Source organism: Bacillus sp. 37MA (genome assembly GCF_000372765.1).
GTDB lineage: Bacteria > Bacillota > Bacilli > Bacillales > Domibacillaceae > Domibacillus > Domibacillus aminovorans.
In genome coordinates this window covers 2,340,894-2,362,903 of record NZ_KB889752.1, presented here as the reverse complement: position 1 = coordinate 2,362,903, position 22,010 = coordinate 2,340,894, and the positions used below count along the sequence as shown (strand labels likewise).

Genomic DNA, 22,010 nt, shown 5'->3' with positions numbered 1-22,010 from the left:
TTCGGGGTGGAAGTGTGGCGACACATGGAGCTGACGAATACTAATCGATCGAGGACTTAACCAATAACGAAAAGTGCCAGTTGGCCTATTTGGGCTGGCTGGGGCTGGACAACACGAAACAATACTTGGTGTTATACGTATCATACGAATCCCTTATATCCAGTTTTGAAAGAACAAAAAAAGTTCTTGCAATATCTGCTCAATATGTTATAATAATAAATGTCGTTAAATAGTCAGGTGGCATTAGCGAAGAGGTCACACCCGTTCCCATCCCGAACACGGCAGTTAAGCTCTTCAGCGCCGATGGTAGTTGGGGGTTTCCCCCTGTGAGAGCAGGACGCTGCCTGGCGATTTATAATTATACATATGTGGAGGATTAGCTCAGCTGGGAGAGCATCTGCCTTACAAGCAGAGGGTCGGCGGTTCGATCCCGTCATCCTCCACCATTTATTCTTTAAAATGCCGGTGTAGCTCAACTGGTAGAGCAACTGACTTGTAATCAGTAGGTTGGGGGTTCAAGTCCTCTTGCCGGCACCATTTTGAAGAGCCATTAGCTCAGTTGGTAGAGCATCTGACTTTTAATCAGAGGGTCGAAGGTTCGAATCCTTCATGGCTCACCATTTTATATTGCGGGTGTGGCGGAATTGGCAGACGCACCAGACTTAGGATCTGGCGCCGCGAGGCGTGGGGGTTCAAGTCCCTTCACCCGCACTTTGCGGAAGTAGTTCAGTGGTAGAACATCACCTTGCCAAGGTGGGGGTCGCGGGTTCGAATCCCGTCTTCCGCTCCAATAATTGAATGATGTGCCGGGGTGGCGGAACTGGCAGACGCACAGGACTTAAAATCCTGCGGTAGGTGACTACCGTACCGGTTCGATTCCGGTTCTCGGCACCATTTATTATTAAGAAAAGTGAATAGCTGTGAACATAGCCTAATTTTGATAGAGAATTTGGCTGATTTTCAAAAATTTAGGGATAATACATTTCTTGAGTGCGACAATACATGTTTGAAAAAAATCATTTTTAACATCGGGAAGTAGCTCAGCTTGGTAGAGCACTTGGTTTGGGACCAAGGGGTCGCAGGTTCGAATCCTGTCTTCCCGATCTTTTATTTAATATAACTAAATGGGGCCTTAGCTCAGCTGGGAGAGCGCCTGCTTTGCACGCAGGAGGTCAGCGGTTCGATCCCGCTAGGCTCCACCATTTTTAAATTTTACAGGGGCGGTGTAGCTCAGCTGGCTAGAGCGTACGGTTCATACCCGTGAGGTCGGGGGTTCGATCCCCTCCGCCGCTACTTTAAAGGACCTTTAGCTCAGTTGGTTAGAGCAGACGGCTCATAACCGTCCGGTCGCAGGTTCGAGTCCTGCAAGGTCCACCACTCGACTTAATTATATATTTCGGAGGGATACCCAAGTCCGGCTGAAGGGATCGGTCTTGAAAACCGACAGGGGAGTCAAATCCCGCAGGGGTTCGAATCCCCTTCCCTCCTCCATTTTTTATTATTATCGCGGGGTGGAGCAGTCCGGTAGCTCGTCGGGCTCATAACCCGAAGGTCACAGGTTCAAATCCTGTCCCCGCAATCGTTGGTCCGGTAGTTCAGTTGGTTAGAATGCCTGCCTGTCACGCAGGAGGTCGCGGGTTCGAGTCCCGTCCGGACCGCCATTTTTTTAAAAAGGCTCAGTAGCTCAGTTGGTAGAGCAAAGGACTGAAAATCCTTGTGTCGGCGGTTCGATTCCGTCCTGAGCCACCATTTATAATATTGGCGGCTATGGCGAAGTGGTTAACGCATCGGATTGTGGCTCCGACACTCGTGGGTTCGATTCCCATTAGTCGCCCCATCTGATTTAATTTACTAGCTTCGCGGGTGTAGTTTAATGGTAAAACCTCAGCCTTCCAAGCTGATGTCGTGGGTTCGATTCCCATCACCCGCTCCATTATATATAATGGGCCTGTAGCTCAGCTGGTTAGAGCGCACGCCTGATAAGCGTGAGGTCGATGGTTCGAGTCCATTCAGGCCCATTAGTTTATTCCGCAGTAGCTCAGTGGTAGAGCAATCGGCTGTTAACCGATCGGTCGCAAGTTCGAGTCTTGCCTGCGGAGCCATATTCATTTGGGGAAGTACTCAAGAGGCTGAAGAGGCGCCCCTGCTAAGGGTGTAGGTCGGGTAACCGGCGCGAGGGTTCAAATCCCTCCTTCTCCGCCAGTTTGGCCCCTTGGTCAAGCGGTTAAGACACCGCCCTTTCACGGCGGTAACACGGGTTCGAATCCCGTAGGGGTCATCAATTTAAAAAACGCTTTAAGGAATTGTAATAATTCCTTAAAGCGTTTTTTTGTTTCATATTATTAAATTCATAAAAACTTTACATGATTAAGATTGTTATTTAAATAGGAATTAGAGAATATAGTAATAGTTGGTCTTTCGAAGATGGCTTTTCTTGTGATGGAAGTAAGATTAATAGAATATTAATTTTAAAAAAACAGACAAATAGAAGAGACGATTTTTATGAGTAACGAAGGGAGAATTATATACTTAGCATACATAATAAAAACTTAACTTCACGAAAGATGCCCCTATTAGTTGCAAACACTAATTAACGGCTAGGTAGCACCCTGGCCTTTTATCCCTTCTTTAATTCCTCAAAAGAATGTAATGTTTTTAGAGTTTTTGTCGAACGTATGGTAATTCTTTTGAGATTATTTTATGATATTCCCTGTTGTGTTAGTGAAAATAAACTTACGCAGGGGAGATGTAATGGTATCTACTCAATTAAGTTTAGAAGACTTATCCGTTCAAATTAATGATATGCGTAAGTTACTGATAGCCGCTGGTTTAAAAAAGGGATTCACAGATAGTGAAACTCTTAAATATAGCGAAGAACTGGACAAGTTAATTATGCAATTTCAATTACAAAGATGCCTTTATTTTTAATTGGAAAAATAGATTTAAATAATTAATAAAATGAAGGAAGGAAATTTATCATTTATACAGAATACTAAAACTATTAGAAAAATACGGAATTATTCGAAATTTCCTCTTTTTCCACTTCATCAAGAATACATAACAAAAGGGTGTGGACCATGTCATCGAATTCATTTTATCCAAGCGATTTTGATCTTCATTTGTTTCATGAAGGAAATTTATTTAAAGCTTACAATTTATTTGGAGCACACGTTCGAAATGGAAAGACTGTTTTTGTTTTATGGGCGCCAAATGCAAAAAAAGTACGGGTAATAGGCGATTTTAACGAATGGAATGGACATACAGCAGAAATGAAGCGAACAACAAACGAAGGTGTGTGGTTTCTTGAGTTGCCAGAAAACCTAGAAGGATCTCTTTATAAGTATGAAATTGTTTCAGAAAGCGGAAGAGTAATTCATAAAACGGATCCATTTGCCTTTATGACGGAGTTACGTCCCAGAACAGCAGGTATTGTACATACACTTGACGGGTACATATGGCACGATGAAAAATGGCGCAGCCATCATCGTCCTTCTCATATATATGAAGAACCACTGGCTATATATGAAATGCATTTAGGTACATGGAAGAAAAAAGGTAAAGGAGAAGATGATCTTTATACGTATCGTGAATTAGCGGATATGCTGATCCCTCACGTAAAAGAGCAGGGTTTTACACATATTGAGGTAATGCCGGTCACAGAACATCCATTTGACCGTTCCTGGGGTTATCAAAGTACCGGCTATTTTGCAGCGACACGCCGATATGGAACACCCGAAGATTTTATGTACTTCGTCGATGAATGTCATCGCTATGGTCTTGGCGTTATTATGGACTGGGTGCCAGGTCATTTTTGTAAAGATTCGCATGGACTTCATAATTTCGATGGCGGATTTAGCTACGAATATGAAAACAATTGGGATCGTGAAAATTATGTATGGGGAACAGCAAATTTTGATTTGAGCAAAACGGAAGTGCATAGCTTTTTAATTTCAAATGCGCTTTTCTGGATGGATTATTATCATATAGACGGTTTTCGTGTCGATGCGGTATCAAATATTTTTTATTGGCCTAATCGGGATGGATTGGAACCAAATCCGCACGGTGTTTCTTTTTTACAGAAATTAAATAAAGCAGTGTTTGCATTTAAACCAGAAGCACTTATGATCGCGGAAGATTCAAGTGACTGGCCGCAAGTTACAGCCCCGGTACATCAAGGCGGCATTGGATTTAATTATAAGTGGAATATGGGCTGGATGAATGATGTACTTGATTACATGGAGACACACTGGAATGAACGTTCAGATAAGCATCATCTGATGACATTTTCCCTCATGTATGCATATTCGGAAAACTATATTTTACCTTTTTCACATGATGAAGTCGTTCATGGGAAAAAATCATTGCTTGATAAAATGCCAGGAGATTATTGGCAAAAATTTGCGCAGCTTAGGCTCTTGCACATGTTCATGATGGCGCATCCTGGTAAAAAACTGTTGTTCATGGGTACGGAGATAGCTCCTTTTTCCGAGTGGAAAGACCTTGAAGAAGTAGACTGGCACTTGATGGATTACGATATGCATCGCAGCTTTAATGATTATTTTAAACAGCTTATGCATGTATATAAAACAGTTCCTTCTTTATATGAATTGGACCATAGTCCAGATGGATTTCAATGGATTGATGTACACAATCAAGATCAAAGTGTTTTTTCCTTTGTACGAAAAGATAAAGAAGGAAATGCAGTTGTTGCCGTTTGTAATTTTGGAGATTACGGATACAGTGATTATAAAATAGGCGTACCTGAAATAGGTACCTATGAAGAACTATTAAACAGCGATGAAGCGGCTTTCGGCGGCTCAAACCAAGTGAATAATAAGAAGATTGAAGCGGTTGCGGAGGTAATGCATGGACAGCCTGCTTATGTCGATATAAATTTACCACCATTTGGCGCAGTATACTTACGACGTATAGAAGAAGATAAGGGGAGGAACTAATATGGCAAAACAAAAATGTGTAGCGATGCTTCTTGCTGGAGGGAAAGGCAGTCGTTTAAAAGAATTGACGGAGAACTTGGCAAAACCAGCTGTACCATATGGTGGAAAGTATCGTATTATTGATTTCCCACTTTCTAATTGTGCAAATTCTGGTATTCATACGGTCGGCGTACTGACTCAGTATCAACCGCTCGTCTTAAACTCATATATCGGTATTGGCAGCGCATGGGATCTGGACCGGAGAAGTGGCGGTGTGACGGTTTTACCTCCGTATAGTGAGTCATCGGAAGTGAAATGGTATTCTGGTACAGCAAGTGCGATATATCAAAACTTAAATTATATTAAACAGTATGATCCTGAGTATGTACTTATTCTGTCCGGAGATCATATTTATAAAATGAATTATGATATTATGCTAGATTATCACATTGAAAAACAGGCAGATGTGACTATATCGGTTATTGAAGTGCCATGGGTTGAAGCAAGCCGTTTTGGCATCATGAAAACGGATGAATCTTTCAATGTGACACGCTTTGATGAAAAACCAGAAAAGCCGGAAAGCAACCTAGCTTCAATGGGTATTTACATTTTTAAATGGTCGGTACTGAGCAAATATTTAGAAATGGATGAAAGTAATCCAGATTCATCGAACGATTTCGGGAAAGATGTCATTCCAGCGATGCTGTCAGATGAGTTGAAATTGGTGGCTTATCCATTTGAAGGCTACTGGAAAGACGTTGGAACGGTGAAAAGTTTGTGGGAAGCAAATATGGATTTACTGGATGATGAACAGGATTTGAATTTATTTGAACACTCGTGGCGCATTTATTCCGTTAATCCAAATCAGCCGCCACAAATTATCGGCAGCGATGCTGTTATCAAACATTCGCTTGTAAATGAAGGATGCGTCATTGACGGTGAAATTCAGAATTCGGTTATGTTCCAAGGTGTTGAAGTAGAGAAAGAAGCGGTTGTGAAAGAGTGCGTTGTGATGCCGAATGCACGTATTGGACGAGGATCTTTCATTGAACGGGCAATTGTCATGAGTGATCTTGAAGTGCCAGAAAATACGATTATTCACAATAAATCAGATGATATTTTACTCATTACAGAAGCTTTCTTAGTAGAGCATGCACAAGAACGGACGAAATTGGAGGAAGCTTAATGAAAAAATCAATGCTTGGCATTATAGATGTTACAATGTATCCGGGAGAATTGGGTAAGTTATCTGCTCATCGTTCACCGGCAGCAATTCCATTTGCGGGCCGATATCGGTTAGTAGATTTTATTATATCTAACATGGTTAATTCAGGGATTCAAAGTGTCGCTATTTTCCCACCTTCACCATCTCGTTCGTTAATGGATCATCTTGGATCAGGGAAAGACTGGGATTTAAACCGAAAGCGTGATGGATTATTTTTCTTTCCATCATTGTCCAAAGATGGACAATTAGGCCGCCTTGACGAGCACCGTGATTATTTTGAGCGAAGCGAACAAAAATACGTGCTCGTGTCAAACTGCACGACGGTTGCAAATATGGATTTTACACCGGCACTGGACCGTTTTATTAACCAGGAATGTGACTTACTTGAAATTACGCATAAAGGCAAGTCAGCGGAAATGTATATTATATCGCTTCCTTTACTGATGGAAATCATTGATAATCGTCATGAAACGGGTTATGAATCTGTAAAAGATGCAGCAGAAGATGAAAATTCGCCTTATACAAGATGCAAATATGAATATGATGGTCTTTTAAAGTGTATTAAAACGATCAAAGACTATTATCAAACGAGTATGAATTTGCTTGAAAAAGAAAAATGGAGCCAATTATTTAATGAATTCCAGCCTGTTTTTACAAAAGTAAAAGATGAACCACCGACAAAATACATAGATGGTTCACAAGTTACTAATTCAATGATTGCAAATGGCTGTAACATTGAAGGGGAAGTGGACCATAGCATTATTTTCCGTGCAGTGTATATTGGAAAAGAGTCGACAATTCAAAATAGTATTATCATGCAAAAAAGCAAAATCGGTAATAACTGTGTGCTTGAGCATGTCATTCTTGATAAAGATGTAGTCGTTGGAGACGGAGTTGTTTTGCGTGGAACAGCGGAAGAACCGCTTGTTGTGAAAAAAGGATCGGTTGTTGAGAATGCGGTGACAAGCTCATGAAGGTGATGTTTGTTGTATCTGAATGTGTACCGTTCATTAAATCGGGAGGGCTTGCCGACGTGGCAGGCGCCCTTCCGAAAGAATTGGCGAAGCTAGGTGCGGATGTCCGGGTCATTATGCCAAATTACAGTATGATACCGGAAAAATACCGAGATAAAATGAAAAAAGTTGCCGTGTTTACTGTGCCGGTTGGATGGCGTAATCAATATTGCGCTATTTTTGAGCTTGTACAGAATGGGATCACATATTATTTCATTGACAATCTTTATTATTTTAGACGAGATAGCTTATATGGTCATTATGATGATGGCGAGCGCTTTTCTTATTTGACACGTGCAGTGCTGGATTCACTATATCATCTTGATTTTTATCCGGACATTCTGCATTGTCATGACTGGCACACAGGAATGATTCCATTTATGCTCAAAGTTGAACATCAGCATCGTCCAGGATACGAAAAAATAAAGACTGTGTTTACGATTCATAATTTAATGTTCCAAGGGATTTTTCCTCCGCAAACTGTAACCGACTTGTTGAATTTACATAGCCAGCATTATCAAACAGGTCAGCTTGAATTTAACGGCAATACGAATTTCATGAAAGGTGGTATTGTAGCCTCTGATGAGATTACGACAGTAAGTCCAACGTATCGCAATGAAATTTTAAATCCGTATTATGGAGAACAAATGGATGGTATTTTGCAGGAGCGGCAAGGGAATTTAATAGGCATTTTAAATGGCATTGATTATTCGATTTATAGCCCAGAACAAGATGAGTCCATAGTACCATATAAAGTAGGTGACATGGCTGGAAAAGCAGAAAACAAACAGAAATTACAAGAATTTTTCCATTTGCCGGTTCGCGAAGATATACCCATTATCGGTTTAATTTCACGTTTGACAAAGCAAAAAGGACTGGACCTTATTACACGAGTGTTCCATCAAATAGTTGAAGACGATGTACAGTTTGTTTTACTTGGGAGCGGCGACACTGAATTTGAAAACTTTTTTAGAGAAATGGAATGGCGATATCCGGAAAAAGTTCGTTCGTATATTGGTTTTAATGAAAATTTGGCACATCAAGTATATGCAGGGACAGACCTCTTTTTAATGCCTTCGCAGTTTGAACCGTGTGGTCTTGGTCAAATGATTGCGATGAAATATGGTTCGCTTCCGATCGTTCGCGAAACAGGTGGCTTAAACGATACAGTCCGTTCCTATAATATGGAAACGGAATCAGGCAATGGATTTTCATTCAGCAACTTTAATGCGCATGATATGCTGCATACGATACGCCGTGCGATACACTTATATCAGAAAGAGCCGGATACTTGGGCGAAAATTGTCGAAGAGGCAATGAATGAGGATTACAGCTGGTCGCAGTCGGCTCGGGAGTATATGCGTTTGTATGAAAATGTATCGATTAGGAGGGAAAGCCATGTTTTCTGAAAAAAATGCGTTTCAGGAGTCGTTTAAAAAACGGCTTGAGCAATCGTACAGTATCAGTTTTAATGATTCAACCCGTGCCCAGCAGTTTGTGACGTTAAGCCAGATGGTTCGCGAGCATATTAGCAAGGAATGGATTGAAACAAATGAACGGTATCGCCAAGGTAAAAAACAAACGTATTACTTATCAATTGAATTTTTACTTGGGCGTTTGCTCGGTCAAAATTTAATTAATCTTGGCCTGTATGAAACGCTTGAAACGTGGCTTGGTGATATTGGCATACCTCTTGAAGAATTAGAAAATGTTGAGCCGGATGCGGGATTAGGGAATGGTGGACTTGGCCGCCTAGCTGCTTGTTTTCTTGATTCTCTTGCATCACTCGGCTTGCCTGGACACGGCTTCGGCATTCGCTATAAACATGGCTTATTTGAACAGAAAATGGTTGACGGCTTCCAGATGGAGCTTCCAGAAAATTGGCTTCGCTACGGATACGTATGGGAAGTGCGCAAATCAGACCTAGCTGTAGAAGTGCCATTTTGGGGAAGCGTTGATGTGGTTGAACGTAAAGAAGGCATGAAATTCCGCCATGTCGATGCAGAGTATGTAAAAGCAGTACCATACGATGTACCGGTTATTGGCTATGGCGGTGAGACGGTCAACACACTCCGTCTTTGGACTGCAGAGACATCAAGTTTTTCACTGAATCAAGATGTTCTAAAGTATAAAAAAGAGACAGAAGCCATTTCTGAATTTTTATATCCGGATGATTCAAATGATGACGGGAAAATTTTGCGTTTAAAGCAGCAATATTTCTTAGTATCAGCAAGTATTCGCTCGATTTTGCGCCAACATTTAAATAACGGAGGCGAGCTGCACAGTTTGCACGAGCGCGTGGCGATTCATATTAATGATACGCACCCGGTGCTGGCGATTCCAGAATTGATGCGTGTATTGATGGACGATTATCAGATGTCCTGGGAAGATGCGTGGCATGTAACGGAAAACACATTTGCTTATACGAATCATACAACATTATCAGAAGCGCTCGAACGCTGGCCTATTCGTATTTTCAGACCGCTGTTGCCGCGTATTTTCATGATTGTTGAAGAAATTAATGAACGTTTCTGTAAAAGCTTGTGGGAGCATTACCCAGGTGATTGGGAACGTATTGAGAAGATGGCGATTGTTGCAAAAGACGAAGTACGGATGGCGCATCTTGCTATTGCAGGCAGCCACAGTGTCAATGGAGTAGCATGGCTGCATACGGAAATTTTGAAAAACCGTGAAATGAACGATTTTTATCAATTTTATCCGGCGAAGTTTAATAATAAAACGAATGGGATTACGCACCGCCGTTGGCTCTTAAAAGCGAATCCGGAGTTGACTGCGCTCTTGACAGATACGATTGGCGACGGCTTTAAAAAGGATGCATCAGAATTATCAAAACTTGCGCCGTTTGCGGATGATTCAGCGTTTCTTGAAAAACTGTGGGATGTGAAGCTGAAGCGAAAAGAAATTTTAGCGAAACGCATTTTTGAACAAAACGGCATTAAAGTCGATCCGACATCGATTTTTGATGTACAGGTAAAACGGTTGCATGCGTATAAACGTCAACTCTTAAATGTCCTTCATATTTTGTCATTGTATAACAAAGTGAAAAATGAGCCATCGTATCATATGCCACCGCGCACGTTTATTTTCGGTGCCAAAGCATCGCCGGGTTATTTTTATGCAAAACGCATTATTAAATTAATTCATTCTGTTGCTGATCTTGTCAACAATGATCCGAATACGAAAGGCTTAATTACCGTCGTCTTTATGGAAAATTATCGTGTGTCGCTTGCAGAGGATATTATTCCGGCAGCAGACATTAGCGAACAAATTTCCACAGCAAGTAAAGAAGCCTCGGGTACAGGGAATATGAAGTTTATGATGAACGGTGCCGTGACGATGGGGACGCTGGACGGAGCAAATGTGGAGATTTTAGAGCAAACAGGACCGGATGATATTTTTATTTTCGGTTTGAAAGCAGAAGAAGTGATGGCTTATGATCGAGACGGAGGATACCGTTCGATGGATTATTACCATCATGGTCCGCTTATTCGCCGTACATTGGATCAACTTGTTGATGGCACACTTGATGATAAAGGATTATTCGGTGTTATTTATGACTCACTGCTAGCTGAAAACGATCAATATTTTGTCTTAAAAGACTTTGAAGCCTATCGTATAGCGCAGGAAGAAGCAGGACGCATTTATGAACAGGATCCTGAGCGCTGGCGCAAAATGATGGTCAAAAATATTAGCGGTTCAGGTATTTTCTCAAGTGATAGGACTATTAAAGAATACGCAAATGAAATCTGGAACATCTAATAAAAAAGCCGGTGCATACATTACCGGCTTTTTTGCTGTTTATCTTCGTCGTCTTTATAGAATTCATTGTAATTGTCTTTATCTTCTATAAAATCGGACGGTGTTTCCGATGTACCATAATTAGCTGCATCATTGAAACTGTCAATGCCGTCATCGGGGTGCGGCAAACGGTCTTCCAGGACGCGATCGGTTTCAAGTGTTTGGTCCGGTGTATGTTCGACCGAGTAAAGTGTTGTCGGTACAGCTTGAAGCCGTTCGAACGGAATGTCTTCACCGCTTTTTTTACAAACGCCATACGTACCTTCATTTATTGCATTAAGAGCGGCCACTACTTTTACGAGTTCATTGCGGCTATGTTCATCTAATGCAATATCCCGTTCATGTACATATAGTTCTGTTCCTATATCCGCAGGATGATTATCATACGAAGACAATTCACCTGTATCTTTACTGTCATCGTCCTGTTCAATATGTTTCGTTAATCGTTCTTTCTGACGGAGCAATTCTTTTTTTAATTCAGCTAATTGATCGGTTGTTAACATGAGTTCTCATCCTTTCATTATAGTATAGATATAACCGTTTTTGCCTATGAAAAAACCCGCTCATGTGAGAGCAGGTTAAAAAAGATAACTTAAACATAAGCCGATTGATAAAAGAAAACCGTACATCGTATTCGTTTGAGCCGTTGACTTCATCGCAGGCATCATCTCAATTGGATTCTTTTTTCCTTTAAATCCATTCACTGCTCTCATTGCTTTCGGAATGCTTAAATAGGTTAAAAACAGCAAGTAAGAACTGTAAACGCTGAAAAACAGTATGAACACCCATAGATAAGCGATAATAAACAATGTCGCAAGAAGCATGACAGCACGATCATGACCAATTAAAATGGCAATCGTTTTCCGTCCTGCTTCTTTGTCGCCAACACGGTCACGGATATTGTTGGCCAGATTGATTCCGCCAACTAAAAGAATGATCGGAATCGAAAATGAAATGACGGCATTTGAAATGAATCCGGTTTGAATATAAAACGAAATATAAATAATGACGCCACCCATTAAAAAACCGGATGCAAGTTCTCCAAAAGGTGTGTATGCAATCGGAAGAGGACCGCCTGTGTATAAATAACCGACTGCCATACAGATCACACCAACCAGACCAATCCACCAAGTTGTCACAGAACAAATAAAAATACCGAGCAAAAGCGCAATACCGAAAAACAAAAATGCCATATTTAATACGGTTTTTGGCTTAACACCATTACGCACAATGGCGCCGCCAATGCCGATCGATTCTTCGGTATCAAGCCCGCGCTTATAATCGAAATATTCATTGAACATGTTCGTCGCCGTTTGAATAAGTAGAGACGCAATCAACATTGCCAAAAATAAAAAGACATGTAATTCGGTATGCTCAAGTGCAAGCACAGTCCCGAGAAAAACAGGGACAAATGCAGCTGTCAGCGTATGAGGGCGCATAAGCTGCCACCATATTTGAAAGCCCGTATCCGCGGAAGGGATTTGTTTCATTATATAAGTCTCCCCTAATCAATCATTGTGAACAATTAAACATATGTCCTTTATCAAGTGTAGAAAACGAAATTAAAAGTGTCAATCTTTTTTCACAAATTAAAAGAGAAAGAAACCAATTTCGGAAAACTCGAACAATGTTATTCGAAATGAAAATCGATGTTAAGTGGTATATAATAAGGAAGAAGAATGCGAATCGTTGACACTCTGTTGAAAACAGGTGTATCTTAAAAGAAGTTTGACCGTTTTTGGTCTGCACAATGGAGGGATTTCATTGGCTAAGATAAAAGGGCATCCGCTAAAAGGGGCCTTTATTAATTTTATACAGGAAATAAACGGATCGACGCTGTTTAGCTACGTTGAAAAAGTGGAAGCAGCCGATCCTATTCGTTTTTATGAAAAAGGGAAAGAGTGGTATAAAGGCGAGCGGTTTTATTTTAAAGACCGTGATGGTGAAATGACGCTGGCCGGGCTTGGCAGTGTTCATACTATTCAGCATGGACCAAAAAATCGGTTTGCCGGAGTGGAGTCAGATTGGGATGCTTTAATGAAACAAGCGTCTGTCCATAATCCATATGACGTATATGGAACAGGTCCGGTTGCATTCGGTGGCTTTTCATTCGATCCAGCGCAACAAGAAGGAGAAGAATGGTCCCGCTTCGCTCCCTCTTTTTTTTATGTGCCAGAGATGATGATGACCGTGTATGGCGGAGAAACATATGTGACGGTAAACATGCTTTGTGATGGGGCAGAATCTGAGCCTTTGTTTGATTATATTGAAAAACGAAAGAAATGGATTTTAGCGCGAAATGATTTGCAGTTTGATAAAGAAGCCGTTTTGAAAAAAATTCTTTCTGGTGATTCAAGTGTATGGAAGAAATCTATTCAATCGGCCATTCAAGCTATTGAATCGGATAATGAATTAAAGAAAGTCGTTCTTGCCCGTAAAGTGACGGCCGTTTTTGATCAAGCGATTGAACCAGATCGTGTCCTGCGCCGTCTTGATGAAGGGCAGCCGGATAGCTTCATCTTTTCTATTGAAGCGATGGACAGTTGTTTTCTCGGGGCTTCTCCGGAGCGGCTCGTTAAAAAGCGCAACAGTACGTTATTGACGACGTGTCTAGCCGGTTCTACTGCACGCGGTAAGACGGAAGAAGAAGACCAACGTCTGGAAACGGCGTTATTAACGGACGATAAAAATCGAATTGAACATGATTATGTCGTTCAGATGATTCGCCGCGAAATGCAGTCGATGTGCGAAGAGGTAATGGTGCCGAATGAACCGATTATTATGAAAGTACGTGATATTCAACATTTGTATACACCGGTTATCGGAACAGCTGATGAACATGAATCGGTTTTACGATTCGTGGAGCGGTTTCACCCGACACCAGCACTTGGTGGATTGCCGGCGCAGAAAGCACTTCATGTCATCCGAAAACTAGAACCCATGGACCGCGGATTTTATGCGGCACCGATTGGCTGGATGGATTACCGGAAAAATGGTGAGTTTGCCGTTGCAATCCGTTCAGGTTTACTTGTGAAAAATGAAGCATTTTTATACGCAGGATGTGGAGTCGTACCCGATTCAAATCCAGAAACAGAGCTAGAGGAAACAAATATGAAACTTCGGCCGATGCTTCGGGCGATTGGAGGAAGCGATGAATAATCATCAAGAAAATATGACACAGTATAACGCTCATTTTATTGACAGCCTCAATCGTTCAGGCGTAGAGCATGCAGTCATCAGTCCAGGTTCTCGCTCGACACCGATGGCTATATTAATGGAAGAGCATCCAGATTTAACGACTTTTATTCAAGTAGACGAGCGGTCAGCCGGTTTTTTTGCATTAGGTCTAGCAAAATCAACACAAAAACCAGTGGCACTTCTTTGTACGTCAGGCACAGCAGCGGCTAATTACATGCCGGCAGTTGCTGAAGCGGCTATTTCGCGTGTACCGCTTATCGTCTTGACGTCAGATCGTCCCCCTGAACTGCGGGACGTCGGCGCACCACAGGCGATTGATCAAATTCATCTATACGGCCACACGGCAAAATGGTTTGCAGAGATGGCCATTCCGGAATCAACTGAAAATGCACTAAGATATGTCAGAACGCAAGGTGCACGTGCTGTGTTTGAAGCGACTGCAGCACCGGGGGGACCGGTTCATCTTAATTTTCCATACAGAGAACCGCTTTTGCCGGATTATGATGGGATTTATGAACGCATCCATATTCCTGCACCAATCCGGTTAATTACGGGGAAACAAATGCCGGATGAGCAGCAAATGAACGAAATTGCAGACACGATTCACGTTGAAAAAGGTGTCATTGTTGCCGGTGAATTAGTGAATATGAAAGCATTACCAGCTATTCTTTCACTTTCTGAAAAAAGTGGCTGGCCCATTATTGCCGATCCGCTTTCGCAGCTCCGTAAAAACGCGGATGTCATTGATAGCTATGATGCGTTTTTACGCGATGATGACATTAAAGATGCATTAAAGCCGGAAGTGATCATCCGGTTCGGAGCATTGCCTGTGTCAAAATCGCTCATGCTTTATATGGAGCGACACAGCAATGTTCCGCATGTCATTGTGGATACGGACGGCGGTTGGCGTGATCCATTTCATCTGGCAACGCATATGGTACGTGTCAATGAAGCCGCTTTTTGTATAGAAATGATGAAGCGGCTGCCCGAACAGTCATCGAACTGGACGACATGCTGGCAAAAAGTGAATGCAGCGGCACGGACTGTCATGAAAGAAGCGGATGGAATGGATGAAGGAGCTTTGTTCAGCCGGTTTTTACAGGCCGTTCCAGAGGGTGCCTCTATCTTCACAGGAAACAGCATGCCGATCCGCGATCTTGATTCATTTTTATTTGCGGGTGAACAGCATGTTCGTCTGTACGGAAACCGTGGTGCGAACGGCATTGATGGGCTTGTATCCACGGCGCTTGGTATTGCCGCAAGTGGTGAAAATGTGTATGCCGTCATAGGAGATCTTTCCTTTTTCCACGATGTGAACGGATTGCTTGGGGCGAAAATGAACAGGCTATCGATGACCGTTCTTGTCATGAATAATGACGGCGGTGGCATTTTCTCCTACTTACCGCAGTCAGGTGAAAAAAAGCACTTTGAGCGGCTGTTTGGCACACCGACAGGACTTAAGTTTGAACATGCAGCGGCATTGTATGACTGCCATTATGTGCGTATTGACAGTGGAGACCAACTTGTAAAAGAACTGAATGAGTCACGCGACGGTGTGACGATTTTAGAAGCGTTCACGGACCGGGCTGCAAATACATCGGTTCACCGGGCGTTATGGAAAGAAGCCATTCAACAGGCAAAACAGGCACTGGAGGAAATGAGATGAACGATTTTTCCTTCTACCGAATTGAGAAGAAAGGTGAGGGGGAACCCGTTTTATTTTTGCACGGTTTTACGGGTACAGGGGACACATGGAAAGAAATCGCATCGTCTATTCCCTGCCATGCGGTCATGCCGGATCTTGCCGGGCACGGACGAACGCTATCGGCTACATTTAATCTGGAAGCAGAAGCAAAAGCAATGAAACAAATCATGGACGATGCAGAAATCCTGTCTTTTCATGTCGTCGGTTATTCAATGGGTGGCCGGCTGGCGCTTGCATTGGCTATTTTATATCCAACATCTGTCCGCTCACTGGTCCTTGAAAGTGCTTCACCGGGATTTGATACAGAAGCAGAACGTGAATTACGCCGCCAGTCTGATGAGAAGCTTGCACAAAAAATTGAGCAGGACGGGATTGAAGCATTTGTAGACTTATGGGAAAATATACCTATGTTTGAAACGCAAAAATCATTGTCTGCTCCAATCCGTGAATCGATGCGCCGCGAGCGGTTGAGTCAGTCTAAATCAGGACTTGCTTCGTCGCTTCGTGGAATGGGTACCGGGGCACAGAAATCCTACTGGAATCGACTCCATGACCTAACGATGCCTGTTCTATTATTGACGGGTACGCTCGACCAAAAATTCACAAACATCGCCCGCCGTATGAAAACAAGCATACCAAACTGCAAATGGATTGAATTTGATGGGGCAGGCCATGCAGTTCATGTGGAGCAACGCGAAAAATTTGGTACAATAGTAAAGACGTTTTTGTTTGATATAAAAGGGAGGCAATTTTGATGGCTGTGAATTGGGTAACTGAACGTGAGTATGAAGATATTATGTATGAAACGTATAACGGCATTGCAAAAGTGACGATTAATCGTCCAGAGGTACATAACGCATTTCGTCCGAAAACGGTCATGGAAATGATCGATGCTTTCTCACGTGCGCGTGATGATTCTAAAGTAGGTGTCATCGTTCTTGCAGGTGCAGGCGGCAAAGCATTTTGCTCAGGCGGCGACCAATCTGTACGGGGTCACGGCGGCTATGTTGGTGATGATGAAATCCCGCGCTTAAATGTGCTTGATCTGCAGCGTTTAATCCGTGTGATTCCAAAACCCGTCATCGCGATGGTATCAGGCTATGCAATCGGCGGCGGCCACGTTCTGCATGTCGTCTGTGATTTAACGATTGCGGCAGATAATGCTGTATTCGGTCAAACAGGTCCGAAAGTCGGTTCGTTTGATGCAGGTTATGGTTCTGGTTACCTTGCTCGTATTGTTGGACATAAAAAAGCGCGCGAAATCTGGTTCCTTTGCCGTCAGTATAACGCACAGGAAGCACTCGATATGGGTCTCGTAAATACAGTCGTTCCGCTCGATAAACTAGAAGATGAAACGATAAAATGGGCGGAAGAAATGCTTGAAAAGAGCCCGACAGCGCTTCGTTTCATTAAAGCAGCGATGAATGCTGACACAGACGGTCTTGCTGGCCTTCAGCAATTCGCAGGTGATGCAACACTTCTTTATTACACAACAGACGAGGCAAAAGAAGGACGCGATTCATTTAAAGAAAAACGTGATCCAGACTTCGGTCAGTTCCCAAGATTTCCGTAAACATACGCAAAAAGGGTGTCCACTCAAACAGGACACTCTTTTTTTCAATTGAAAGGATGACTATTATGAACATGCCAAACTGGTTAAAACAGCGCGTGTTTTTAACACCGGATCGAAAAGCACTTGTTTTTGAAAACAAAACGTGGACATTTGCGGAGCTGTACAATGAAACGCTAAAAAAAGCATCAGTACTTAGCCTGTCGGGCATAAAAAAAGGGGATTTTTGCGGTGTGCTTGCTGCTAATCGTCCAGATATGATTTTCACGATTCAGGCACTTCAACAAATTGGAGCGGTTGCTGTTATGCTAAACAGTCGACTCACAGCGGAAGAAATCGAGTGGCAGCTGCGAGATGCCAATGCATCGCATTTATTATTCGACTCTTTACATGAAAAAAAAGCATCAGCCATTTCCAGCATTCCATCTATTTCTATTTCAAGTAATTCCACTAACGAACAATTTACACCGCGAGACCTATTTTCAATGGGTGAAATATGTTCGATTATGTACACATCTGGTACAACGGGACGTCCAAAAGGCGTTATACAAGCATATGGAAATCATTATGCTAGTGCGACTGCTTCAGCACTCAATCTCGGTCTTCACGTCGATGATTCATGGCTTTGTACCGTGCCGCTGTTTCATATTTCGGGTTACTCCATTTTAATGAAAAGTGTTCTGTATGGAATGGAAGTCCGTCTCGTTGAAAAATTTGACGCCTCAGTTATTAATGAATCGCTTCAAAATGGAGAAGCAACGATCATTTCCGTCGTGTCAGCGATGCTAAGCAATATGATAAACAGACTTTCGGGTACGTATAGTCCACGGTTTCGCTGCATGCTTCTCGGCGGCGGGCCGGCACCGGTATCGATTCTAGAGCAGTGCAAACAAAAAAACATACCTGTTTTTCAAACGTACGGGATGACAGAAACATCATCTCAAATTGTGACACTTGCACCTGAATATGCCATGGAGAAACTCGGTTCTGTCGGCAAACCGCTTTTCCCTTGTGCTGTGAAAATTGATGGAGAAAACGAAGGTGAAATACTCGTCTCCGGTCCAAATGTGACAACAGGTTATTTAAACCGCCAGGAAGTAAATGAATCGTCATTTCAAGACGGATGGTTCCGCACCGGGGACATCGGCCGTCTCGACGCAGATGGATTTTTGTACGTACTTGATCGACGTTCGGATTTAATCATTTCCGGCGGTGAAAACATTTATCCAGCTGAAATCGAGTCGGTGCTTACCTCGCATCATGCCATTCGTGAAGCCGGTGTGGCAGGTGTAGCAGACGAGAAATGGGGCAGTGTGCCGGCAGCTTTTTATGTCGCCAATCATCCAGTTACATCGGAAGAATTAGCCGCATTTTGTATAGAAAAGATGGCCCGCTACAAAGTGCCAGCTTATTTTATTGAGACGGCTGAATTGCCGCGCAATGCATCAAATAAATTGATGCGCCACGAACTCGCCGCAAGATGGAGAGATGATCATGCTTATTAAAAAGTTAACGATGCGCGTAATCGAAATGCCGCTGAAACAGCCCTTTTACACACATCTTGAAACAGTGTCCGTCCGTCAAGCGATTATCATTGAAGCGGAAGACGAACAAGGGATAACAGGGTGGGGAGAAGCGTCGGCTTTTTCCACACCGTGGTACACAGAAGAAACGGTACAGACAGAATGGCACATTATAAAAGATGTGCTCTTTCCCCTTTTACAAGGAAAAACAATTGATCATCCAAAAGACGTACATGCCCTCTTTAGAACGATTCGGGGCAATCGAATGGCAAAGGCAGGTGTGGAGTGTGCGATCTGGGATTTATATGCGAAACAGCAAAACAAACCGCTTCATGAACTACTCGGCGGAACACGCACATCGATCCCGGCCGGTGGGGTGGCAGCCGGCAAAACAACGGCGGATATGATCGCGAGAATAGAGACACTCGTTCAATCCGGGTACGAACGTATTAAAATTAAAATCAATCCGAAAACAGATCGAATCATGCTGACGGAGATTCGCCGTCAATTTCCCGACGCGCCCATCATGGCGGATGCAAATTCTGCGTATAGGCCGCAAGATATCGATCAATTAAAAAGTCTTGATGAATTTAAATTGCTGATGATTGAGCAGCCGTTTCACGTGGAGGATTTGTGGGAGCACTCGAAGCTGCAAAAGCAATTGAATACCGCTGTTTGTCTCGATGAAAGCATTCGGTCTGTGCATGATGCGAAGTGTGCGATTCAAATGGAGGCATGCCGGATCATCAATGTGAAATTCAGCCGGGTCAGCGGCTTGACAGAAGCTGTTCGCATTCATGACGAGTGTAAGGTTGCACGTACAGGGCTATGGGCAGGTGGAATGATTGAGTTCGGTATTTCTCGCGCTCATAATATGGCACTTGCTTCACTGCCAGGTTTTACGATCCCTGGCGACATTGTCTCATCGAATCATTACTGGGACGAGGACATTATTGAGCCGGAAATTTTGGTGGAAAACGGGCGAATCCAATTATCAAGCAAACCTGGAATCGGTTATGACGTCAATCGAAAAAGGCTTGAGATTGTAGGAAAAGAGATATATTTTATTTGAAATTTGGTTTAAGTGAAACTATTTAAGGGGAAAAAGAGTATAAAGCGGTAACGAATAAATAAGGGAACCATTCTTTATTCAGTGAAGTTTTCTTCATCCCAACGTAGTCTTTTTTTGCGAAGTTTTACTGCCCATTAATGTGGGGATAAAGCAGGAAAGAGGTGGAGCATTGGAAAACGGATTGTGGATCATTTGTGCGGGGGCCGGTCCCACTCTTCTTCTGTTTGTCATGACCCATAGGAGACTTAATGGTTTGCAAAAAAAAACAGATCGATCGTTTCAAGACGTGGATCGGTTCATGGCAGTTTGTGTCAACTTGTATGGGAAGTGGGCGGAAATCGTGGCGGCATATGATTTAAATGAGCAGGGAATGCTGGCTGAAATAATGACTATTCGCGACACGTTTGCAAAGATGACAGTGGAAGAAAAGCTGCGAGTATGTGGACAGCTCGACACCTTTTATGACAGAATGACGGCATCTGCTGTGAAGTGTCCACGTCTTCGAACGTCCTCGATGTATATTCGCCTTCATGCGCAAGTGAATGAAATGATCGAGCAAATGCCGAATGCATGCAGTCATTATAATGAACTTGCCGGGCAACTGAACGATGAAATCAGTCGTTTTCCAGCAAATATGACTGCTTTGCTGTTCGGATTTGAAAAAAAGGAACTGCTCACCGGGTCGGAAAAATCGGATATTTCTGCCATCTAGCAGTCCGATTTTCTCCTCGGCCATTGATCAGGTACGTAATCAACGCCGCCTGAATGAAACGGGTGACATTTACAAAGGCGGATGATGGTCATCAATCCGCCTTTTAATGTGCCGTGTTTTTGTATGGCTTCATATCCGTAATGAGAGCATGTCGGATAAAAGCGACACGTTGGCGGCTTAAGCGGTGAGATGCCTTTTTGATAAAAATGGATTAAACTGAGAAACAACTTTTTCACTTTGTCTCACGCGTTTCTTCCTGCTTTTCGCTAGCAGGTGGATCGATCGTATGTTTATGATCATAGCCTTTATTAATTGTCAGAACCGATAAGACAAGTATAATGAGAACGATAATGACGGAAATAATGATAATAGTTGTCAAAAAAACACCCCCCTTTACTTCTCTAGTTTATCACGATTATGTTTACTTTTGAACAGAGAGGGAAGTAATATAATATCAAGATTAATTACATATTTGGAGGTATTTTTTTTTATGGCAAAGAAATTAACAAGCAGCGTAAACAAGCAAATTGCAAACTGGACTATTTTATACACGAAGCTTCACAATTATCACTGGTATGTAAAAGGACATCAATTCTTTACACTGCATGCAAAGTTTGAAGAGCTTTACACTGAAGCAAGCCTTCACATTGATGAGCTGGCTGAACGCCTTCTTGCTCTTGACGGTAAGCCGATTGCGACACTTAGAGAATCACTTGATAAGGCAACGGTAAAAGAAGCGGAAGGAAAAGAGTCGGCGGAAGAAATGGTGAAATCGATTATCGATGACTTTTCAACCATGACAGCTGAATTGAAAGAAGCGATGGGTCTTGCCGATGAAGTAGGCGATGAAACAACAGGTGATATGCTTCTTGCTATTCATCAAAGCCTTGAGCAGCATATTTGGATGCTTAAATCATTTCTCGGAAAATAAGACAAAAATCGAGCCTACTCAAGGCTCGATTTTTGTTAGGTTTCTTCCTTCTTTTGTATGTATTAATGAAACTGGCTGTTTTTCCGTACAGGTATTTGATCCTGATTAAACTTTTCTTTCAAGCCTTCGTGCAAATAAACACGGAACAGCCAGGCCAGTTCTTCTTGTGGCATATCTTGAATGACTTTCAAAATATCCGCTTCAGACATTTCACCAAGTACCGTCAGCGTAATCATATCAAGATCATCTTCCGTCCCCTGCAGCCTTCCTCGGTACAATTCGAACAGCTCATCCACGAAATTCATCCC

At 42.6% G+C, this 22,010-nt stretch carries 19 protein-coding genes, 20 tRNA genes and 1 rRNA gene; 35 read left to right on the top strand and 5 right to left on the bottom strand.

Features of this window, described 5'->3' with window-relative positions; all coding sequences use genetic code 11:
• The first annotated feature begins 233 nt into the window (after positions 1-233).
• The 27 genes from rrf (at position 234) to A3M5_RS0113010 (ending at position 10,952) form a co-directional block, all read left to right on the top strand.
• Positions 234-349 (top strand): 5S ribosomal RNA (gene rrf, locus A3M5_RS0113140).
• Between the two features lie 21 nt (positions 350-370).
• A tRNA-Val gene (locus tag A3M5_RS0113135) sits at positions 371-446 on the top strand.
• 15 nt (positions 447-461) lie between these two features.
• Positions 462-537 (top strand) — tRNA-Thr (locus A3M5_RS0113130).
• A 7-nt stretch (positions 538-544) separates the two neighbouring features.
• A tRNA-Lys gene (locus tag A3M5_RS0113125) sits at positions 545-620 on the top strand.
• Between the two features lie 9 nt (positions 621-629).
• A tRNA-Leu gene (locus A3M5_RS0113120) sits at positions 630-711 on the top strand.
• A 4-nt stretch (positions 712-715) separates the two neighbouring features.
• Positions 716-790, top strand: a tRNA-Gly gene (locus A3M5_RS0113115).
• A 15-nt stretch (positions 791-805) separates the two neighbouring features.
• A tRNA-Leu gene (locus tag A3M5_RS0113110) sits at positions 806-894 on the top strand.
• A gap of 135 nt (positions 895-1,029) precedes the next feature.
• Positions 1,030-1,103 (top strand) — tRNA-Pro (locus A3M5_RS0113105).
• Between the two features lie 23 nt (positions 1,104-1,126).
• Positions 1,127-1,202: transfer RNA gene (locus A3M5_RS0113100), tRNA-Ala, on the top strand.
• A 17-nt stretch (positions 1,203-1,219) separates the two neighbouring features.
• Positions 1,220-1,293, top strand: a tRNA-Met gene (locus A3M5_RS0113095).
• A gap of 7 nt (positions 1,294-1,300) precedes the next feature.
• Positions 1,301-1,377, top strand: a tRNA-Ile gene (locus tag A3M5_RS0113090).
• 21 nt (positions 1,378-1,398) lie between these two features.
• Positions 1,399-1,491, top strand: a tRNA-Ser gene (locus tag A3M5_RS0113085).
• 14 nt (positions 1,492-1,505) lie between these two features.
• Positions 1,506-1,579 (top strand) — tRNA-Met (locus tag A3M5_RS0113080).
• Positions 1,580-1,584: 5 nt separating this feature from the next.
• Positions 1,585-1,661 (top strand) — tRNA-Asp (locus A3M5_RS0113075).
• Between the two features lie 12 nt (positions 1,662-1,673).
• Positions 1,674-1,749, top strand: a tRNA-Phe gene (locus tag A3M5_RS0113070).
• Positions 1,750-1,761: 12 nt separating this feature from the next.
• Positions 1,762-1,837, top strand: a tRNA-His gene (locus A3M5_RS0113065).
• A 22-nt stretch (positions 1,838-1,859) separates the two neighbouring features.
• Positions 1,860-1,933 (top strand) — tRNA-Gly (locus A3M5_RS0113060).
• A gap of 11 nt (positions 1,934-1,944) precedes the next feature.
• A tRNA-Ile gene (locus A3M5_RS0113055) sits at positions 1,945-2,018 on the top strand.
• A gap of 9 nt (positions 2,019-2,027) precedes the next feature.
• Positions 2,028-2,102, top strand: a tRNA-Asn gene (locus A3M5_RS0113050).
• A gap of 9 nt (positions 2,103-2,111) precedes the next feature.
• Positions 2,112-2,202: transfer RNA gene (locus A3M5_RS0113045), tRNA-Ser, on the top strand.
• 4 nt (positions 2,203-2,206) lie between these two features.
• Positions 2,207-2,278 (top strand) — tRNA-Glu (locus A3M5_RS0113040).
• 473 nt (positions 2,279-2,751) lie between these two features.
• Positions 2,752-2,928, top strand: a complete 177-nt coding sequence (locus A3M5_RS24800; protein ID WP_018394230.1) for an aspartyl-phosphate phosphatase Spo0E family protein — start codon at positions 2,752-2,754, stop codon at positions 2,926-2,928.
• Between the two features lie 149 nt (positions 2,929-3,077).
• Positions 3,078-4,955, top strand: a complete 1,878-nt coding sequence (gene glgB / locus A3M5_RS0113030; protein ID WP_018394229.1) for a 1,4-alpha-glucan branching protein GlgB — start codon at positions 3,078-3,080, stop codon at positions 4,953-4,955.
• A 1-nt stretch (position 4,956) separates the two neighbouring features.
• Positions 4,957-6,120 carry a glucose-1-phosphate adenylyltransferase gene (locus A3M5_RS0113025; protein ID WP_018394228.1) on the top strand — a complete coding sequence of 388 codons (1,164 nt, stop codon included), beginning with the start codon at positions 4,957-4,959 and terminating at the stop codon, positions 6,118-6,120.
• A complete protein-coding gene (locus tag A3M5_RS0113020) occupies positions 6,120-7,133 on the top strand; it encodes a GlgC family sugar phosphate nucleotidyltransferase (RefSeq protein WP_018394227.1) in 1,014 nt (337 codons plus the stop codon). The genes A3M5_RS0113025 and A3M5_RS0113020 overlap by 1 nt, the downstream gene beginning before the upstream one ends.
• Entirely contained in the window at positions 7,130-8,581 is a 1,452-nt protein-coding gene (gene glgA / locus A3M5_RS0113015) for a glycogen synthase GlgA (protein WP_018394226.1), read from the top strand. The genes A3M5_RS0113020 and glgA overlap by 4 nt, the downstream gene beginning before the upstream one ends.
• Positions 8,571-10,952, top strand: a complete 2,382-nt coding sequence (locus A3M5_RS0113010) for a glycogen/starch/alpha-glucan phosphorylase (protein ID WP_018394225.1) — start codon at positions 8,571-8,573, stop codon at positions 10,950-10,952. The genes glgA and A3M5_RS0113010 overlap by 11 nt, the downstream gene beginning before the upstream one ends.
• A 20-nt stretch (positions 10,953-10,972) precedes the next feature.
• Here the strand turns inward: A3M5_RS0113010 and A3M5_RS22985 are convergent, their stop codons facing one another.
• Together A3M5_RS22985 and A3M5_RS0113000 are read right to left on the bottom strand one after the other, a co-directional pair.
• Positions 10,973-11,494: a TraR/DksA C4-type zinc finger protein gene (locus A3M5_RS22985; RefSeq protein WP_018394224.1), complete on the bottom strand. Its 522-nt coding sequence runs from the start codon at positions 11,492-11,494 to the stop codon at positions 10,973-10,975.
• A 75-nt stretch (positions 11,495-11,569) separates the two neighbouring features.
• Positions 11,570-12,481: a 1,4-dihydroxy-2-naphthoate polyprenyltransferase gene (locus tag A3M5_RS0113000; RefSeq protein WP_018394223.1), complete on the bottom strand. Its 912-nt coding sequence runs from the start codon at positions 12,479-12,481 to the stop codon at positions 11,570-11,572.
• Positions 12,482-12,755: 274 nt separating this feature from the next.
• Here A3M5_RS0113000 and A3M5_RS22980 point away from each other — a divergent pair, with 274 nt between their 5' ends.
• From A3M5_RS22980 to A3M5_RS0112965, 7 genes are all read left to right on the top strand, one after another.
• Positions 12,756-14,150 carry an isochorismate synthase gene (locus tag A3M5_RS22980; RefSeq protein WP_018394222.1) on the top strand — a complete coding sequence of 465 codons (1,395 nt, stop codon included), beginning with the start codon at positions 12,756-12,758 and terminating at the stop codon, positions 14,148-14,150.
• A complete protein-coding gene (menD, locus tag A3M5_RS0112990) occupies positions 14,143-15,855 on the top strand; it encodes a 2-succinyl-5-enolpyruvyl-6-hydroxy-3-cyclohexene-1-carboxylic-acid synthase (RefSeq protein ID WP_018394221.1) in 1,713 nt (570 codons plus the stop codon). The genes A3M5_RS22980 and menD overlap by 8 nt, the downstream gene beginning before the upstream one ends.
• Positions 15,852-16,649, top strand: coding sequence for a 2-succinyl-6-hydroxy-2,4-cyclohexadiene-1-carboxylate synthase (gene menH / locus A3M5_RS0112985; RefSeq protein WP_018394220.1), 798 nt, complete (start codon positions 15,852-15,854; stop codon positions 16,647-16,649). Before menD ends, menH begins: the two co-directional genes overlap by 4 nt.
• Complete coding sequence (menB, locus tag A3M5_RS0112980; protein ID WP_018394219.1) at positions 16,649-17,467, top strand: 1,4-dihydroxy-2-naphthoyl-CoA synthase; 819 nt, start codon at positions 16,649-16,651, stop codon at positions 17,465-17,467. Before menH ends, menB begins: the two co-directional genes overlap by 1 nt.
• A gap of 56 nt (positions 17,468-17,523) precedes the next feature.
• Positions 17,524-18,969 carry an o-succinylbenzoate--CoA ligase gene (locus tag A3M5_RS0112975; RefSeq protein WP_026221718.1) on the top strand — a complete coding sequence of 482 codons (1,446 nt, stop codon included), beginning with the start codon at positions 17,524-17,526 and terminating at the stop codon, positions 18,967-18,969.
• Complete coding sequence (gene menC / locus A3M5_RS0112970; protein ID WP_018394217.1) at positions 18,959-20,059, top strand: o-succinylbenzoate synthase; 1,101 nt, start codon at positions 18,959-18,961, stop codon at positions 20,057-20,059. Before A3M5_RS0112975 ends, menC begins: the two co-directional genes overlap by 11 nt.
• Before the next feature lie 253 nt (positions 20,060-20,312).
• Complete coding sequence (locus A3M5_RS0112965) at positions 20,313-20,771, top strand: LemA family protein (RefSeq protein WP_018394216.1); 459 nt, start codon at positions 20,313-20,315, stop codon at positions 20,769-20,771.
• Here A3M5_RS0112965 and yidD read toward each other — a convergent pair.
• Together yidD and ytzI are read right to left on the bottom strand one after the other, a co-directional pair.
• On the bottom strand, positions 20,768-21,007 hold the full coding sequence (gene yidD, locus A3M5_RS0112960; protein WP_018394215.1) for a membrane protein insertion efficiency factor YidD: 240 nt from the start codon (positions 21,005-21,007) through the stop codon (positions 20,768-20,770). The genes A3M5_RS0112965 and yidD overlap by 4 nt on opposite strands.
• Positions 21,004-21,150 carry a YtzI protein gene (ytzI, locus tag A3M5_RS24795; RefSeq protein ID WP_018394214.1) on the bottom strand — a complete coding sequence of 49 codons (147 nt, stop codon included), beginning with the start codon at positions 21,148-21,150 and terminating at the stop codon, positions 21,004-21,006. The genes yidD and ytzI overlap by 4 nt, the downstream gene beginning before the upstream one ends.
• Before the next feature lie 111 nt (positions 21,151-21,261).
• Between ytzI and A3M5_RS0112950 the strand changes: the two genes are divergently transcribed.
• Complete coding sequence (locus A3M5_RS0112950) at positions 21,262-21,702, top strand: Dps family protein (RefSeq protein ID WP_018394213.1); 441 nt, start codon at positions 21,262-21,264, stop codon at positions 21,700-21,702.
• Positions 21,703-21,764: 62 nt separating this feature from the next.
• On the opposite strand, the gene A3M5_RS0112945 is transcribed toward A3M5_RS0112950, so the two are convergent.
• Positions 21,765-22,007, bottom strand: coding sequence for a DUF6154 family protein (locus A3M5_RS0112945; RefSeq protein ID WP_018394212.1), 243 nt, complete (start codon positions 22,005-22,007; stop codon positions 21,765-21,767).
• Positions 22,008-22,010 lie beyond the last annotated feature (3 nt).

Coding starts and splice junctions, on each gene's coding strand:
- A3M5_RS0112945 (WP_018394212.1), bottom strand. CDS start 22,007: ATGAATTTCGTGGATGAGCTGTTCGAATTGTACCGAGGAAGGCTGCAG.
- A3M5_RS0113000 (WP_018394223.1), bottom strand. CDS start 12,481: ATGAAACAAATCCCTTCCGCGGATACGGGCTTTCAAATATGGTGGCAG.
- A3M5_RS24800 (WP_018394230.1), top strand. CDS start 2,752: ATGGTATCTACTCAATTAAGTTTAGAAGACTTATCCGTTCAAATTAAT.
- A3M5_RS0112950 (WP_018394213.1), top strand. CDS start 21,262: ATGGCAAAGAAATTAACAAGCAGCGTAAACAAGCAAATTGCAAACTGG.
- A3M5_RS0113010 (WP_018394225.1), top strand. CDS start 8,571: ATGTTTTCTGAAAAAAATGCGTTTCAGGAGTCGTTTAAAAAACGGCTT.
- glgB (WP_018394229.1), top strand. CDS start 3,078: ATGTCATCGAATTCATTTTATCCAAGCGATTTTGATCTTCATTTGTTT.
- menB (WP_018394219.1), top strand. CDS start 16,649: ATGGCTGTGAATTGGGTAACTGAACGTGAGTATGAAGATATTATGTAT.
- menC (WP_018394217.1), top strand. CDS start 18,959: ATGCTTATTAAAAAGTTAACGATGCGCGTAATCGAAATGCCGCTGAAA.
- glgA (WP_018394226.1), top strand. CDS start 7,130: ATGAAGGTGATGTTTGTTGTATCTGAATGTGTACCGTTCATTAAATCG.
- A3M5_RS22985 (WP_018394224.1), bottom strand. CDS start 11,494: ATGTTAACAACCGATCAATTAGCTGAATTAAAAAAAGAATTGCTCCGT.
- A3M5_RS0113020 (WP_018394227.1), top strand. CDS start 6,120: ATGAAAAAATCAATGCTTGGCATTATAGATGTTACAATGTATCCGGGA.
- menH (WP_018394220.1), top strand. CDS start 15,852: ATGAACGATTTTTCCTTCTACCGAATTGAGAAGAAAGGTGAGGGGGAA.
- menD (WP_018394221.1), top strand. CDS start 14,143: ATGAATAATCATCAAGAAAATATGACACAGTATAACGCTCATTTTATT.
- A3M5_RS0112975 (WP_026221718.1), top strand. CDS start 17,524: ATGACTATTATGAACATGCCAAACTGGTTAAAACAGCGCGTGTTTTTA.
- A3M5_RS0113025 (WP_018394228.1), top strand. CDS start 4,957: ATGGCAAAACAAAAATGTGTAGCGATGCTTCTTGCTGGAGGGAAAGGC.